16 protein-coding genes are annotated in these 14,898 nt (G+C 40.9%); 6 read left to right on the top strand and 10 right to left on the bottom strand.

All coding sequences use genetic code 11. The features are described 5' to 3' along the window. Positions 1–176: 176 nt before the first annotated feature. A complete protein-coding gene (locus ACLFKQ_RS00875; RefSeq protein ID WP_448998050.1) occupies positions 177–1,160 on the bottom strand; it encodes a hypothetical protein in 984 nt (327 codons plus the stop codon). Between the two features lie 565 nt (positions 1,161–1,725). Between ACLFKQ_RS00875 and ACLFKQ_RS00870 the strand changes: the two genes are divergently transcribed. Both ACLFKQ_RS00870 and ACLFKQ_RS00865 read left to right on the top strand, forming a co-directional pair. Beyond that, positions 1,726–2,904 (top strand): transposase, encoded by a 1,179-nt coding sequence (locus ACLFKQ_RS00870; RefSeq protein WP_448998049.1) that lies wholly within the window; start codon positions 1,726–1,728, stop codon positions 2,902–2,904. A gap of 45 nt (positions 2,905–2,949) precedes the next feature. Then, positions 2,950–3,660, top strand: a complete 711-nt coding sequence (locus ACLFKQ_RS00865) for an IS6 family transposase (protein ID WP_448997902.1) — start codon at positions 2,950–2,952, stop codon at positions 3,658–3,660. A gap of 74 nt (positions 3,661–3,734) precedes the next feature. On the opposite strand, the gene ACLFKQ_RS00860 is transcribed toward ACLFKQ_RS00865, so the two are convergent. The 4 genes from ACLFKQ_RS00860 to ACLFKQ_RS00845 are packed head-to-tail and all read right to left on the bottom strand — an operon-like array spanning position 3,735 to position 6,870. Next, positions 3,735–4,526 (bottom strand): sensor histidine kinase, encoded by a 792-nt coding sequence (locus tag ACLFKQ_RS00860; RefSeq protein ID WP_448998048.1) that lies wholly within the window; start codon positions 4,524–4,526, stop codon positions 3,735–3,737. A gap of 49 nt (positions 4,527–4,575) precedes the next feature. After that, a complete protein-coding gene (locus ACLFKQ_RS00855; protein WP_448998047.1) occupies positions 4,576–5,169 on the bottom strand; it encodes an L-threonylcarbamoyladenylate synthase in 594 nt (197 codons plus the stop codon). 11 nt (positions 5,170–5,180) lie between these two features. After that, positions 5,181–6,149 carry a peptide chain release factor N(5)-glutamine methyltransferase gene (gene prmC, locus ACLFKQ_RS00850; protein WP_448998046.1) on the bottom strand — a complete coding sequence of 323 codons (969 nt, stop codon included), beginning with the start codon at positions 6,147–6,149 and terminating at the stop codon, positions 5,181–5,183. Continuing rightward, positions 6,082–6,870, bottom strand: a complete 789-nt coding sequence (locus ACLFKQ_RS00845; RefSeq protein WP_448999425.1) for a Tic22 family protein — start codon at positions 6,868–6,870, stop codon at positions 6,082–6,084. Before ACLFKQ_RS00845 ends, prmC begins: the two co-directional genes overlap by 68 nt. 395 nt (positions 6,871–7,265) lie before the next feature. On the opposite strand from ACLFKQ_RS00845, the gene ACLFKQ_RS00840 reads away from it, so the two are divergent. Beyond that, positions 7,266–7,406, top strand: a complete 141-nt coding sequence (locus tag ACLFKQ_RS00840) for a hypothetical protein (protein ID WP_448998045.1) — start codon at positions 7,266–7,268, stop codon at positions 7,404–7,406. A gap of 509 nt (positions 7,407–7,915) precedes the next feature. Here the strand turns inward: ACLFKQ_RS00840 and folB are convergent. Both folB and proA read right to left on the bottom strand, forming a co-directional pair. Beyond that, positions 7,916–8,302, bottom strand: coding sequence for a dihydroneopterin aldolase (gene folB / locus ACLFKQ_RS00835; protein ID WP_448998044.1), 387 nt, complete (start codon positions 8,300–8,302; stop codon positions 7,916–7,918). A 32-nt stretch (positions 8,303–8,334) separates the two neighbouring features. After that, a complete protein-coding gene (gene proA, locus ACLFKQ_RS00830) occupies positions 8,335–9,639 on the bottom strand; it encodes a glutamate-5-semialdehyde dehydrogenase (RefSeq protein WP_448998043.1) in 1,305 nt (434 codons plus the stop codon). A gap of 200 nt (positions 9,640–9,839) precedes the next feature. Between proA and ACLFKQ_RS00825 the strand changes: the two genes are divergently transcribed. Further along, positions 9,840–10,838 carry a hypothetical protein gene (locus tag ACLFKQ_RS00825; RefSeq protein ID WP_448998042.1) on the top strand — a complete coding sequence of 333 codons (999 nt, stop codon included), beginning with the start codon at positions 9,840–9,842 and terminating at the stop codon, positions 10,836–10,838. A 23-nt stretch (positions 10,839–10,861) separates the two neighbouring features. Beyond that, entirely contained in the window at positions 10,862–11,092 is a 231-nt protein-coding gene (locus ACLFKQ_RS00820) for a hypothetical protein (protein ID WP_448998041.1), read from the top strand. Positions 11,093–11,149: 57 nt separating this feature from the next. Here ACLFKQ_RS00820 and ACLFKQ_RS00815 read toward each other — a convergent pair whose 3' ends face one another. Next, positions 11,150–12,919 (bottom strand): N-acetylmuramoyl-L-alanine amidase, encoded by a 1,770-nt coding sequence (locus ACLFKQ_RS00815; protein WP_448998040.1) that lies wholly within the window; start codon positions 12,917–12,919, stop codon positions 11,150–11,152. Positions 12,920–12,938: 19 nt separating this feature from the next. Next, positions 12,939–14,018, bottom strand: coding sequence for a Fe(3+) ABC transporter substrate-binding protein (locus ACLFKQ_RS00810; RefSeq protein WP_448999424.1), 1,080 nt, complete (start codon positions 14,016–14,018; stop codon positions 12,939–12,941). 282 nt (positions 14,019–14,300) lie between these two features. On the opposite strand from ACLFKQ_RS00810, the gene ACLFKQ_RS00805 reads away from it, so the two are divergent. Beyond that, positions 14,301–14,642 (top strand): group II intron maturase-specific domain-containing protein, encoded by a 342-nt coding sequence (locus ACLFKQ_RS00805; protein ID WP_448998039.1) that lies wholly within the window; start codon positions 14,301–14,303, stop codon positions 14,640–14,642. Positions 14,643–14,712: 70 nt separating this feature from the next. On the opposite strand, the gene ACLFKQ_RS00800 is transcribed toward ACLFKQ_RS00805, so the two are convergent. After that, positions 14,713–14,898: hypothetical protein (locus tag ACLFKQ_RS00800; protein WP_448998038.1), on the bottom strand; the 186-nt coding region annotated here is incomplete at its 5' end.

The raw sequence follows: 14,898 nt of genomic DNA, 5'->3' as shown, positions 1-14,898 counted from the left end.
GACATTGTTCTTATCCTTCTCTTATTCCTCATGCTTGCACCTGAATCCTTACTTATTTACATCTCTTGGTCCGGCAAATATGAATCAATGGCCAGATTTTTTGTTTGCCGTTTCTATGTCAATATTCTGGTTTCATCAATAATAGTTATTGGCTTGCTGTATGCTTCTGTCAAATTTTATTGCTCTTTACGGCGTTGTAAATCTTCATTTAACATATCTTCTAGCTCTCGGAAAATATCCTCATCAGATTTAGATGTTTTTTCATTTGTCGAGCTCGAACTGCTACGATTGGGTTCGCAATCGATGGTTTTTACTAAAAGCTGGTGAGAATCACGATCGGGTTCGGCATTATCTAAATCATTCAACCACTCAGAAATATCGTCCAAATTACCATCATTTTCCGAATCATCGAGACTTTCCAACCAGTCAAAAATACCATCGTCTTCCTCAGCCTCGCGAGCTAAATCTTCACTCAAGTCTTCAAAAGTAATTTCTTCTAAACTAATCTCACTGTTACTGCCAAGAGAAGTCTCTGACTCGGATGATAAGTCTTCGAGTCCTGGATCTCTATTTTCTAAATTACGATCGAGATCGTCAGAAATCGTAGTTGCTTGCGATTGGTCTGTGGGGACATCGCTCTGGCGATCGCCATTGTCTAGTATAATACTCTCATTTTCTGCTACTTCATCTCGATGTCGAGTTTGCCGTTCGCCGACAATATCGTATGCAGTAAGTCCTGTAGTTAAAATGGTTTCATCTTCGAGCCTGTTTGCCGTAGTAGTATTGTCAGAGGAACGGTCGGCATTGGCAATTTGGTTTGAATCTAAAGGGAATAAGCTGTTGTCTGCAATAGTGGTTGGGGTATTGGCATGAGTCGTAGAATAAACTCTATCTCGTTCGTTTACTTCTGCATCAGATTGAGTACGACGAGCCAGTAATAATCCTCCCAAACCTAGAGGTATTAACAGTAATAGCAACCAATACCAAGAAGCTCCCCGTTCTTCATCAGTAGCTTGAGGAGTAATTTCTTCTGTACTATTTTGGGCTATAGTTATTCTAGAAATATTCTTTAACTCTGAGGAAGTTGCTATTTTGGGAGTGCCAGCTAATCCAAGAAGTAAAGTTAAAGCAATAACTGAATTATGTAGTTTATTTAACATTTTGATAAGCAACGTATCATTGCTGAATATTTTGATATTTAAGTATTAAGTAAACAAACTGAAATTTGCTAATACCTAAGTATACTCACTTACGTTTAAATCTGCCTAAATACTAAAAATACTTACGTTTAAATCTGCCTAAATACTAAAAATACTGTGGTTTTACTTAACATATCTAAAGTGCGACTCGTTTAGTACAAAAGTACAGAGAAAGTACGTGGTACTAGCATGGAGAAAAGACCTAAAAGGTAAGTAAAAGTTAAGAACTTAATAATACTTAATAGGTCAAAATGAACCATGACAACTGAATATTCCGTGTAGGTGAGAACACCTATCGAGCCTTAAAAAGCAAAGACAATTAGGTAGTTAAATTATAAAACTATAATGTTCAAGTCTTACTCTCCTGGTGTTTGGAGTAAAAGCATAATCCCTACGGTCTGATTGACTGACAAAAGAGAAGAATACAAGTCTTGAAATCAAGAAGCAGTAGGAAGTTACAGGATTGACAAACGGCAAGGGGAGTCAGCATTCTGAGATTAGACACTACTCGTAATTTCAGAATACTGTGAATCAAAACTCCCGTCTTTATAATGCCTTGGGTCAATGGATTTCTCAACCAGTGAACTGGTCACATCTATGCCATCTCAAAACTTGCATTTGGATGATAATTGCTTTGATAGATACAAACAGCGTAAATCTGACAAAATGGTCAATATATATTCCTTGTCGCGGAAAATATGCCCAAAGCAGACAAAGAAGAATAGAGAGATGGTTAAATAATCCTCGAATCAATGTTCATCGTCTGTACAAACCATTAATCAAGACAGCTTTGGCGAATTGGCAAGAAGAAAGTATTTTTCTGGCATTAGACACCTCGCTTTTTTGGGATGAATATTGTTTAGTCCGCCTCTGCGTAATTCATCGTGGCAGAGCTTTACCTGTAATCTGGAGGGTAATGAAACACGAAAGTGCTAGCATTTCATTTTCGGATTATCGAGAAATGCTCAAACAAGCACCAGCCAGACTAGCAAAATCAGTCAAGGTAGTGCTGCTAGCTGATAGGGGCTTTGTGCATACTGAGTTAATGAAAATGTTGACTGTCGAGTTAGGATGGCACTTTCGTATCCGAATCAAAAGTAATACTTGGATTTGGCGTGGCAATTGGTGTCAATCTCAAAGCTTTCATCTTGCTCTTGGAGAGGCAATTTGCCTACATAATGTCCGAATTCACAAAGGGGAATTTTATGGCATAGTTCATGTAATTATTGGTCGTAATAACGTCAATGGAGAACTTTGGGCAATTGTGAGTGACGAAAAAACCACACTACAAACTTTTGCTGAATATGGATTACGTTTCGATATCGAAGAAAACTTTTTAGATGACCAGTCAGGAGGGTGCAATATTCAACGTTCCATGATTCGAGATGTCTGTGCTTTATGCCGCTTATGGTTTATTTTGGCTGTAGCTACTCTTTATACTAGCGCACAAGGCGTTGAGGTAGTCGATAGCGGTAAACGACGATGGGTTGATACTCATTGGTTTCGTGGCAATAGCTATTTCCGTATTGGTTGGGATTGGGTCAAAGCTGCAGTTGTTAATGGTTGGAAGTTAATTCGTTCTGTGACCTTCTGTGGTAATCAAGACCCGACTCCTGCAATGGCATCACTTAAACAACATAACCAACGCTTTTTTCAGTTGGAGTTTAAGGTTCAAACATATTCCGGTAATGTTGCAAAAACTTAAGACAAACTTGTAGTATTTAACAAACGTAAATAACTACTAGACCAGATGAACTCAAAGCAACCATTTAAGTGGAAACATTTTCAAGGAGAAATAATTTTACTTTGTGTGAGGTGGTATCTCCGCTATGGTTTGAGTTATCGTGATTTAGCAGAAATCATGCAAGAGCGAGGACTATCTGTAGACCACACCACGATTTACCGATGGGTGATGATTTATGCACCACAAATAGAAAGAAGAGCCAGAAAGCATCTCATCTCAACTAATGACTCTTGGCGAGTAGATCAAACTTATCTCAAGGTCAAAGGAAAATGGAAATATCTATATAGAGCAGTTGACAGCAATGGTATTACCATAGAGTTTATGTTTAGTGCCAGGAGAGATAAACAAGCTGCTAAAAGATTCTTGAAGAAAGCCCTGAAATCGAGACATAATAAGCAGCCAAGAGTTATTAACGTAGACCAAAATCCTGCTTATCCCGCAGCAGTTGAAGAACTTCAAACGGAAGAAATTATCTCTAGTGAGTGTGAATTGAGACAGAACAAATATCTTAATAATATCATCGAGCAAGACCATAGATTTCCGAAAAAGCAGGCTAAGTATAAATTATACTTTCAACATTTCCACTCAGCATGGCGGACATTAAAAGGGTATGAAATCATGAATGTGATTCGCAAAGGGCAAATAAAAAATATCGCTAAAGGTGACATCTTGGGACAAAGAAATTTTGTCTATTCTCTGTTTGGGATCGCTGTCTAAAAAATTAGTTAATCACAGGTATATTCTCTCTGTTCGGATTTTTTGCAACAGAACCACCGATAGTGTATCGTTTGTTAAGCATTACTGTCTCGTTTACAGGTTAAGAGCAAGCGAGTCGAGGGTTGGTTATTTTGAGATGAGAGATCTAACAACTTTAAGCTTCCTCCCATAGTCTCCAATAAAGTTTGGGACAATATAAATTTCATCTGGGGAGACAATTTTGTTTCCTCAAGTAAAGTATCAATTTTATCGAGAATACTATTCTCTGGAGTATTGACTGTATCTTGGCTTTTTAACCAAAGACTAGCACTGCAATTCAAATCGATTTGAATTGCCATAAAATTGCGCTCGACGATTGAAGCGGTTACTCGGATCGCTCCTTCCTTCATCAAAGAAATACCACTATCAATCAAATTAGTGACTGACTGAATTAAACGAGAACGATCCGCTAGGACATATAAACTAGGATCGGATTCGACGATGTTTAATTTCAAATTGCGGTTGGCTGCTTGAAGATGAGTCAACTCGCGAACGCGGGCAAAAATTTCTGCGATTTGAAGAGATTCAAAGTGCAAACGGCTACTGCCATGTTCGATTTTAGAAACTGTAATAATCTCATCAATTAATTTCAAAAGTTTCAACGTCGAGCGATAAGCTTTCTCGACGAACTCTTTTTGTTCTTCCGGACTTTCACAAAGGTCGGATAAAATTAGCTGATGAATTCCAATTAAGCTACTAACAGGAGAGCGTAATTCGTGAGCGGTTCGTGCTAAAAAGCTAGCTTTAAATTCACTCATTTGAGCTGCCATCTGATAAGCTAATCGCGTTTGCTTTAGTTCTTCTTCTAATTGCTCAATTTTATTCATCTATTTAATTTTAGATTCACCACACTATTTTAAACTCTAAAAATAAGCTTTAAGGGGCGATGGAAATGCTTCCTTGGCGCAAAATAACCCAACCGCTAGAAGTCCATTTGGTAACGGTTGATGGTTGACCACTACCAGCAAGTTCTGCCCTACTAAAAAACTGGTCGTCTAAAACTAATGCCTGGGGAAAAGCCTTGGCGATCGCTGTCATCGTCATTAAAGGTCGTTCTCCAGACAAATTGGCACTGGTAGTAGCTAAAGTACCCGTTTGCTGTAAGATACTCCTGGCGATCGCGCTATCAGGTACTCGAATGCCCACCGTAGTTGGATCTCCTGAGTTAATTACTGTTGGAACTTTTGAAGAAGCCGGTAAGACGAAGGTAACCGCTCCTGGCAAGTATTTTGACATTGTTGACTGCCAAATTGCCAATTCCTCTGGAGTACCAGTGACATAAGGTAGCAATTCTGTTACTGATGCCGCCATCAAAATCAAAGGCTTATCGGTGGGTCGTTGTTTGAGATCGAAAATTGCTTGTCCTAATTCTGGTTTGACTGCCAGCGCTGGTACGGTATCGGTAGGAAAACTAACTACTTTTCCCCCGAGCGCGCCAGCAACAATGTCAGTTAAAGAAACTTTACTCATTAGCCAATAATTCAACGGCGATAGGCTAGAGCGAAACGTTCGATTCCGGCTAAATCGGGTAGGATTTCGATTTTATGATAGCTGCCTCGGTCTTTTAGCATTTGAGCGACACTAGCTGCTTGTCCCATCATCATTTCTACTAACCAAATACCTCCAGAAACTAAATAATTGGGAGCGATTTCTACCAACTGACGAATTGCCGCTAGACCGTCTTTACCTCCATCTAAAGCTAGATGGGGTTCGTGTTTCGCTACTTCTGGCTGTAGGTCATTTAACTGGTCTGTAGGGATGTAGGGAGGGTTGGATACCATTCCTGTAACTCGACCTTTTAAAGCTGTTAGAGGTTGCCACCAGCTACCATGATAAAACTTAATTCTTTCGCTTAAATTATATTGACGAGCGTTCGCTCGAGCAATTTCCAAAGCTTCTTGACTACAATCTACAGCATGAATTGTGGCGTGAGGTAAGCGATCGGCTAGACCGAGAGCGATCGCACCGCTTCCGGTTCCTAAATCTAGCCAATGTTCTTCACCCTTGTCAGTAACTAAGCTAGATGCTGCCGCCTCAAGAGCGAAATCGACGATTAATTCGGTTTCAGGACGTGGAATTAAAACTGCAGGAGTAACGGTTAGTTTGAAGTTTCGCCAATAAGCAGTACTTACTATGTACTGTACTGGTAGGTTAGTTTTTAAACGCTGTCGCCAATACTCAGAAAGTTCGGTTGGAGAGACGGTTAGAGGAATTTGCCCTCGGTCCCGAAACGAACTCAAACGCAAAGCAAGACGATTTAAATCAGTGGTTTCCTGTAGTAACCAATCGAGTTCCTCAATTGCTATATCTTTAGCGATTGCTTCGGTTATAGCTCGATTGCGCCAAAGATATAGCTCTTGTCCCGAAACCCAAAACCGAACTTTATTCAGCTGGTTGAGCTTCTGGTGCTGGTACTGGTGCTGTTTGTCCACCTGATTCTGGTGCTGCATTATTTTGTTGTAAAAATCGCAAAGATTCCGTAGAGGGCACTAGGACAATTTTATTGAGCATTTCATCGTCGCTAGTTTGTAAAGTAGAAATTACGCCTTCTAAAGGAACTACTTCAATGTTGACGCTATCAGCTACTTCGGGCTTTTGTTCTTTAAACTTTGCCACCATATTTTCGAGCTGCTGCTTTTCAAAAAAGAAGGGAATAACCTGTTGCGAGTCTCTTTCGATAGTTAAATAACCGTTATCTTGACCACCTTTCGCAACAAATAAAGGTACTCCTCCTTGATAAGTCTGACCGTTTTGGTCTAGGACGGTTTTGGCAGAATTTACGGCTTCTTCATCAGGAACATAAGCAAAATTGAGTCCATTTTCCTGACTTTGATTGGATTCGGCTAACTTGTATACTTCACCCAGAGAAACGGGAACTACTTTTACTTTATTGGCTAAATCTGGATTTTTAGTCTGTAGCTGAGTAACAAAATCGTTTGCCGCTTCCTGACTGATAAAAACTCCCGCTACTTTGGCATTATTTTCTCCTGAGGCTACCAAAGGAGCACCTTGTTCGTCAGCAATGGTAAATACAGGTACTGGATTGAGTTTTTCAAGAACTGCATCTTCTGGTAATGCCCAAGCTGCTAAATTATGACCCATTACTCCCAAGCCTAATACACTAATTCCTAGCGTTCCTATCGTCGCACCCCAACGAGTTAGTCTTCTCATCATTGCTTTTTTTTCCTGATTATATTGATACTGTGTTTTTATTTACTGCTACTCTATTTTGAAGATACAATCGTTAATTATTTGATAATAAACAATCTCGACCAAATTTCGCCTGCTGTTTTTAGCTCGATTTTAGGAATCGATGTTTAGACTAGAACTTTGTTTATCGATCGTAGCAATAAGATCATTCTAATTGTCAGATTTGCAGTCAGACAAAATTAGAAGGCAAAATTAGCGAGCTCAGTTCATACTGCCCGATTTAACCACTCAGCCCTAAGATCGAGATTCCTTTTATTTATTGCTATTTCTTCTCTATTTCTGGGACAAATGGAGATTTAATCTTTATATATTCTTAATTATCGTCTGTTGTAAGACTACAAATACATCTAACGTGAGTGTCAATTTACTTTGTCAGGCAAGAGTTTAATAATGACGAAGCATCAAATTCAGCATTACAAGACGAACCATTGGGCAATATGCTGGAGATATTAACCTTTTCTGGTACTGCTATAAATAACAGTGGAGCATTAAAATAAGCTCTAAAAGCACTAAACTATCGAGCGATCGCTCTAACCATTGCAGTGGATTGTAAAAAGCGGGCAAAATTTCGAGCTACATCGCTCCAATTTAGCAATAAGGATTACTTTCTTTAGAACACTCCTGTCTCCAACATCTTTTAATTAAATCAACCCGATGCAAATACCAAAATCGCCTGAAATCCCATACAGATCGAGGATCTCCAAGTTTCTGATTGAAATATACCCATAAAAAAGCAGTATTGAGTTTTATTATTCTCTTCATTTAGCAAGACTTCCGCACTTAATTTTTTTATCGCTCTGCTGTTTCCTTCTCCTAATCTGGCAGACGATTTACTAAACCTTCTTGGTCGTAATTGCGTAAAATTTGTAACTAAATAATTTTTATTTCAGTATTACTACTTAAGAGTGGTTTTTAACTCCTTGACCAACAGTTACAGCAAGCTCCGTCCTGTCTTGGCGAGCGTTCCTTTGCGGAGGACTCGCTTTCCTCCGCGATCTTGCCGCTCTTACGGCGGAGTAATCTGTGACTTTGTCTCAGTGAGACTTCTGGTAATATCGAGGGTTATTCTGCCACTAAAATCGGGAATGGGAGCGGCTGGCTTGGTCAATTTGACTCTTACCTGGCGTACCTTATCTAAACTCAATAATCGATCGGCGATCGCCGATATTAATCTTTCTACTAAGGCGTATTTAGCGGTTTTAATTTCTTGTTTGACGACGGCGATCGCTTCACGATAGTCTAAAGTATCTTCAATCGCGTCACTTCGAGCGGCAGAGGCTAAATCTACCCAGAGAGTGAGATTTACCTCAAACCACTGTCCCAATACTCGTTCTTCTGGTAAATAACCCACGTAGCCGTAACAACGTATGCCAGTAACTTGAATTGAATCCATTATTTCTCTCTATCTCTGTCGCTCATTCTCAGCTACAAATCTCGATGAGTAAAGGGTTTGGCATTGACACCGGTATACGTAGCAGCCACATGTCCATTACCAGTAATTTTGTACTTATAAGTTACCAGACCTTCTAAACCCACAGGACCTCTGGGGGGCATTTTTTGAGTGCTTATACCCACTTCTGCACCAAAACCATAACGGAAACCATCGGCAAAACGCGTCGAACAGTTATGATACACTCCAGCTGCATCTACGCAATTTTGAAAGCTTTCTGCTGCTTGACTATCTTCAGTGACAATTGCCTCGGTATGCTTCGAGCCGTATTGATTGATATGTGCGATCGCTGCTTCTAAATCTGCCACAATTTTAATCGATAAAATCAAATCGCTGTATTCTAAACTCCAATCGGTTTCTGTCACTGGAGTACAACTGATAATTTGACGGGTTGCCTCATCTCCTTTCAGTCGAACGTTATGTTGGTTTAAGGCAGTAGCTACCTCGCGTAAAAACTCCGAGGCAATATCCCGATGTACTAACATAGTTTCGATTGCATTACAAGCAGCGGGATAGTGAGTTTTAGCATCAACGGTAATTTTTACCGCTTTGTCGATTTCTGCTGCCGAGTCGATGTAGAGATGGCAGATGCCGTCGGCGTGTCCCAAAACCGGAATCTGAGTATTATCTTTTACGTAGCGCACGAAAGAATTAGAACCTCTGGGGATAATTAAGTCTATGTACCTATCTAAAGCAAGTAAATGAGCGATTTCTTCTCTAGTCGTCAGTAACTGTACGGCAGTAGGCTCGACATTAGTTTTAGCTAGTGCCTGATGAATCACTTTAACTAAAGCCTGACAAGAATTAATTGCTTCTTTACCGCCTTTGAGAATAACTCCGTTACCAGACTTAATTGCCAGACTGGTAATTTGGATTAAAGCTTCCGGACGAGCTTCAAAAATAATGCCCAAAACCCCCAGAGGACAAGTAACCCGGTTGAGAATTAAACCCTCATCCAATTCGCGAGTAATTTGACTTACTCCTACAGGATCGGCTAACTTGGCTACATCACGAACTCCGGCGATCGCTGCTTCTAGTTTAGTTGTCCCGAGCTTGAGTCTGGCATATAAAGCAGGAGCGAGATTACTAGTTTTTGCAGCCTGCAAATCTGCTTGATTGGCTTCTAATATTTCTGAGGTGGCAGCTTCTAGAGCATCAGAGATCGCCTCTAAAGCTCGATCTCGGTCTGCCGTTGATAATACAGCTAGTTTATTCGCCGCAGCGCGAGTTTGCTGGGCAATGTCTGTTAGAGAAGAAGATGTTATTTTAGAAGCAACCATATATTATTACGTTTAAGCTGCATCCTTTATTTTAAGTTATTTAAGTCCACCAATAAAATTTAAGTTAAATTGTCTCTAGTTAATTGAAAACTCTCAGCCGACTGAGCGAGTCACGAACATCAAGTTAACCACTCTATAGACATTGCTAGCAACCAACAACCTAAAAGATAAATATATCGTGATCGCCTCTGATAGAGATTATGTCAGTTACAATTTCACATCATAAAACCTCTCGCTTTCAAGATCGATGGTCGTATTTTCCCTTTGGCATCCTCTTACTTATGTCTCTACTAATGGTTGGCGGTACCTTTCTTAGTAAAACTTTAATTGCCGAAACCCTAACTATTAACTCTCAAGAGTCGATCACTACCAATCCTATCAGTCTCGATCCGAATTCTCTTGGTGCCTTAAGAGTAGACGTGAAAGCCTCCATACCTAATAACCATTGGCTGGTTTACGAAATTCAAATCTTGGATACCAAAAATAATTTAATCGCTTCTGCTGTCAAAGAAGCCTGGAAAGAATCTGGCATTTGGCGCGAAGATGGAGAAACCGGTACTTGGACGGAATCAGATTTGCTTGGTGGACTTGATGTCAATGCTCGACAGCCTGAAGATATTATCGTGGGTGTCAAAATTTTAGAAATGGGCGATACTACTGGAAGTAAGGTCAATCTAGAAGTACCTTTTAGAGTTAAAGTACAGACTGGGGTTATTGACACTCGTTACTTTTTTCCTGGTTTTGTCGCCTTAAGCGGCTTGGGAATAATTTCTCTGATTGCTACTCCCCTATCGGGTAAAAAAGTTTTAAATGTCCGCAAAAATGACAGCGATCCTGGGGGGAGAGTGATAGCAGGGGGTAAAGAGCGTCTGCTCAAAATCGAGATTGTAGTCAATTTAGATGAAACCGCACCGCGTCAAATAGATATCGCTCTTTCGGTTAATAATGTCTATGGGAAACGAGTTTTTCATCGGAACTATCCCACTAAGGTGAATTTTGTCACCAGTGAAGGAGAATTTAAAAGTGCTACTGCCAAATTAAAGGAGTATTTAGTTTTGGAAATTCGTAGTTCTTATGGTTTTCAGGTACGAGTCAAACCCGATGAACCAGTAGAATGGACATCCCTAACAATTCGCGACGGCAATCATACTTTAGGTGAGATTGAAGTTAGCGAAATCGGCTCTTTTGCTACTGCTTGAAAATTAAATAGGAGCGTTACTTAATGTTAACCAAAATCTACACTGTTATGGCTCTAGCGATCGCCATATATATCTTACACGCTGCATATACCAATCGCTCGGCTTTAGTACTCCGCCAGCAAACTCAACCTCAATATAACCCCCGTTATGGAACCAGAATTTATGGAGGATCTGTTGGGGGCGTTTGGCAACCTTCTCCTACTCGTTCTAGTTATGGCAGTTTTCGCGGTGGCGGTTCTGGTTCGGGCAAATAAATTTAAAATTTAGGTACGAACTGTATCTTAAGTTGGACAGTTCGACAGTTCGACAGTTTATTCAACCATAGTAAACCAGGTTCTAATTCCTCGAGCGATCGCGCCAGCCAATCTCTGCTGTTCGCGAGCATCGGTAATCCATTCAAACTCATCGGGGTTAATCATAAAGCCCAATTCTAATAAGATAGCAGGAGCAGTATGAGGACGAGTTAGAGCTAAATTATTCCAAAATAACCCATAATCAGGACGATTTAAATTTTTTACTAAATAACTATGTAAAAATGAAGCCAGATCCTGTGCCTGGGGATGATACCAAAAGGTGCTAATTCCCTGGGTATTTAAAGCATCGCCGCTATCGGGTAGGGCATTGTAGTGAATGGAAAGAGCTAGATCTGGTTTAGTCTTGTCAATTATTTCTACTCGTTCTTGTAAAGAAAGATCGATATCGCTTTCTCTAGTTAAATAAACCGTCGCTCCTAGTCGTTTTAACTCTGTTGCTATTAATTTAGACATCAAGAGATTAATCTCTTTTTCAGGATAACCAGTTGGTCCTCTGGCACCCAATTCTTCTCCTCCATGTCCCGGATCGAGTAAGATTTCAATACCTGCTAAAGGGCGAACGAGTGAGCGGGCTTTAGGGGGATGGCGCAAAGTAAAAATTAAATTGGTTCCTTCATAGCGCAAATCGTAGCCCCATTGCCGTTGGTTCTGCAGTTGAAAGGTATAGTCAATTTGAGTTGGTGTTGTCTGTTGCCAATCGAGACGTTCGATTATTGGAGCGCTGTCGAGTTTAATGGTATCTGTTTGAGCAGTGGTGTTATACAGGGTTAGAGTAATTCGTTTATCTCCCTGAGTTACCACTACTGGCACTGGAGTTTGTAACGGAAAGATTATTTCTGTCACTCCTGCAACTTGTCTGGAAGTGATTCCCCGTATTAGAGAATGAGGCGGTACCTTACTGGCTAAAGGTTGGGTTTCTTCGGCTTTAATCCAGCCTCCATAATCGAGACGTAACCATTCCCCTTCCCTTCCCGTAACTCTGGCTCTAGTGCCTTTTGGCAAAGGAGTCAAGCGAGAATAATTAGTACTCGCTCCGGTTCTAGCTACTCCTGGATCGGCAGTAACTTCTATGACCTCAATTTTGCTGCGATCGACAATGGTCACTTCGCCGCTACCTTCTTGAGTAACCGTTTCTCCTTGAAGATTTAATTCAAATATGGGTTTACCCAAATTACCTGATGTTTCAAATGCAGTGCAGCCTTGATAAGTACCAGTGATGACATTGACAGCAGATTCGGCTTCGGCAGTTAAAACTGCCGAGTTTGGCGGTAGCTCGATTCCATTTTGGGGTAATAGAGCAATGTTTTTATCGCCAAGACTGACCTCGATCTCGGCTTCGGGAGGAGCGATCGCACTAAAACAAACTAATTCCCCTGGTAATCTAGCAATATCTACGGCAGGATTGAGTGAGTCTTCAGCAAAGGCAACTTCTTGGGGAATCTCTGGTACGGCACTATTTCTAATGACGGTCAGCTGTAATTCTTCGTCTTGATGGCGCAAAGTGAAAACATTTTTACCCAACTTTAAAGGAAAGCTCGGGGCAAAATGTCCTGCTTTACTCCTAGCGATCGCTTTACCGTTAACCAGCACTTCTGCTTCTGGGGCAGCAGTACCGATTAAAAAGATTTTTTCGGCGGTAGTCTGATGTTTTGCTGGAGGATAAACTACAGAAAGAGCCGCAGGTTCGTTAGCGGATACGGATATTGCCAATATACCACTAACTATTAGAATATCACCAATCGCTACCAAACCGAGAACTTGTTTCATTAGTTAACAGTTAACAGAACTATTTCCATCCAGCGCGATCCATAATTCTAACAGCCTCGTCATTATTTTCTCCATAAGCAGAGACGTTGACCGTATCTACTTTAAAGTCGCCAAAGCTCTTGACTACCTCAGCGACGGGAGTTCCTGGCACAACGGGATATTCGTTATTTCCCAAAGCGAAAAATTCTTGGGCGGTGGGACTAGCAAGATATTCTAAAAAAGCGATCGCCGTTTCTCGATTGGGTGCATTCTGAGTTACGCCGCCGCCGCTAATGTTAACGTGAGTACCTCTGCCATCTTGGTTGGGGAAAAACACTTTAACCTGGTTGAAAATTTGTTGAGCGGCAGGATCGTCTGCTTCAGCATAGCGAGGTAAGTAATAGGTATTGGCGAGAGTAAGGTCGATTATTCCCGCTGCTGTCGCTTCAATTTGCGAGGTATCATTGCCTTGAGGCGGACGAGCAAAATTAGCCACAAATCCTCGACACCATTCTTCAGTAGCCTCCAAACCGAGAACTTCAATCATACCCGCAACTAGAGATTGATTGTAGATATTGCTAGAGGAACGAACGCCAATTCTGCCGCGCCATTGCGGATCGGCTAGGGCTTCGTAAGTCGATAAATTAGCGGGATCGACTAGCTCCTTGTTGTACATGATTACCCGCGCCCTTTTACTAAAGCCAAACCAGAGATTGTTTGGATGACGTAAGTTTTCGGGAATTTTGCTGGTTAAAATCTCAGATTCTATTGGTGCAAAGATGCCTGCCTGTTCGGCTCGCCACAAACGTCCTGCATCTACAGTAATTAGAATGTCGGCTGGACTATTGGTTCCTTCACTTTCGATCCGCTCGATCAATTCGTCGGCATTGCCTTCGATGAGATTGATTCTTACTCCGTTTTGCTCGGCAAAATCACCATATAGTTTGTCGTCTGTATTGTAATGACGAGAAGAATAAATATTTAGTTCTTTAGTACTTTGTGCTATCTGAGTTGCAGTTGCCCGATTGGACTGTAAACTTCGGCTTACTCCACTATAGCCAACTACCAAAGTTGCGGTTCCTGTACCGAGAAAAAAGCGTCGGGAAAACTTATTCATAATAGTTAATGGTCAAAAAAGTAAACTTATTTTGAGGATTTTGCTATCCAGAATTTCTATCATACAGTTTTGTGATATATTTTCTCAATAAATTGAGAGTTAAAGCCAGAACTACATAAGACGAGATTCACGGCTAATGACCAACAAAAAGCCAAAAATAACTTAATAATCGACAGTTTATCTTTAAGTACGAAAACTCTTACCATTAACAACAAATTACAACATTTATCAATAACTATTCTTTCGCTCTTATGAGATGAGTAAATATAGGACGGGGGCAAATCAATGAAGGGTTTTAAAACCATTATTCAACCCAGTGCAATGGCTGTTAAATGGCAATCTCGTAAACTGCGGGAAGTAATACAAAGGCATACGGCTGCTTCACAAGCAGCTTTAATCGACCACCTCAACCCAATTATTTGGGTGTGGTCAGCTTATTACTCATTCCAATGCAGACAAGAGGTGTACAGTCATTTGGACTTTTTACGTACTTGGGCATTATGTCGCCATCCGAATAAAAATGGTAGATGGATCGCGAGCCGATACTGGTTAGTTAACACTGGTAGAGGTTGGGTCTTCGCAGCTAAATTGGGCAACCAACTGCTCAGACTAGCCACTCACTCATAAACTCTCATCGTGCGACATATCAAAGTTCGAGGTAATCGTAGTTCGTGTGATGGTGACTGGAGTTATTGGGCTAAAAGAACAGGTAAACATCCTGAACTGCCAAATCATATCGCCCGATTGTAGAAGCAACAAGGAGGTAGATGCTCCTATTGTGAACTCTACCTTGAGCCGAGTGCTCTTCTGGAAGTCCACCATTTGGAAGGCGGTCGCCAAAATCATAGGAAGAATAACTTGGCTCTACTTCACCAACATTGCC

This window comes from Myxosarcina sp. GI1(2024) (assembly GCF_053543375.1).
This window is presented reverse-complemented; position numbering and strand designations above follow the sequence as displayed.

Excerpts from the sequence above, each read along its gene's own strand:
- ACLFKQ_RS00875 (WP_448998050.1), bottom strand. The coding sequence starts at position 1,160 with ATGTTAAATAAACTACATAATTCAGTTATTGCTTTAACTTTACTTCTT.
- ACLFKQ_RS00865 (WP_448997902.1), top strand. The coding sequence starts at position 2,950 with ATGAACTCAAAGCAACCATTTAAGTGGAAACATTTTCAAGGAGAAATA.
- ACLFKQ_RS00860 (WP_448998048.1), bottom strand. The coding sequence starts at position 4,526 with ATGAATAAAATTGAGCAATTAGAAGAAGAACTAAAGCAAACGCGATTA.
- ACLFKQ_RS00855 (WP_448998047.1), bottom strand. The coding sequence starts at position 5,169 with ATGAGTAAAGTTTCTTTAACTGACATTGTTGCTGGCGCGCTCGGGGGA.
- prmC (WP_448998046.1), bottom strand. The coding sequence starts at position 6,149 with ATGCAGCACCAGAATCAGGTGGACAAACAGCACCAGTACCAGCACCAG.
- ACLFKQ_RS00845 (WP_448999425.1), bottom strand. The coding sequence starts at position 6,870 with ATGAGAAGACTAACTCGTTGGGGTGCGACGATAGGAACGCTAGGAATT.
- folB (WP_448998044.1), bottom strand. The coding sequence starts at position 8,302 with ATGGATTCAATTCAAGTTACTGGCATACGTTGTTACGGCTACGTGGGT.
- proA (WP_448998043.1), bottom strand. The coding sequence starts at position 9,639 with ATGGTTGCTTCTAAAATAACATCTTCTTCTCTAACAGACATTGCCCAG.
- ACLFKQ_RS00825 (WP_448998042.1), top strand. The coding sequence starts at position 9,840 with ATGTCAGTTACAATTTCACATCATAAAACCTCTCGCTTTCAAGATCGA.
- ACLFKQ_RS00820 (WP_448998041.1), top strand. The coding sequence starts at position 10,862 with ATGTTAACCAAAATCTACACTGTTATGGCTCTAGCGATCGCCATATAT.
- ACLFKQ_RS00815 (WP_448998040.1), bottom strand. The coding sequence starts at position 12,919 with ATGAAACAAGTTCTCGGTTTGGTAGCGATTGGTGATATTCTAATAGTT.
- ACLFKQ_RS00805 (WP_448998039.1), top strand. The coding sequence starts at position 14,301 with ATGAAGGGTTTTAAAACCATTATTCAACCCAGTGCAATGGCTGTTAAA.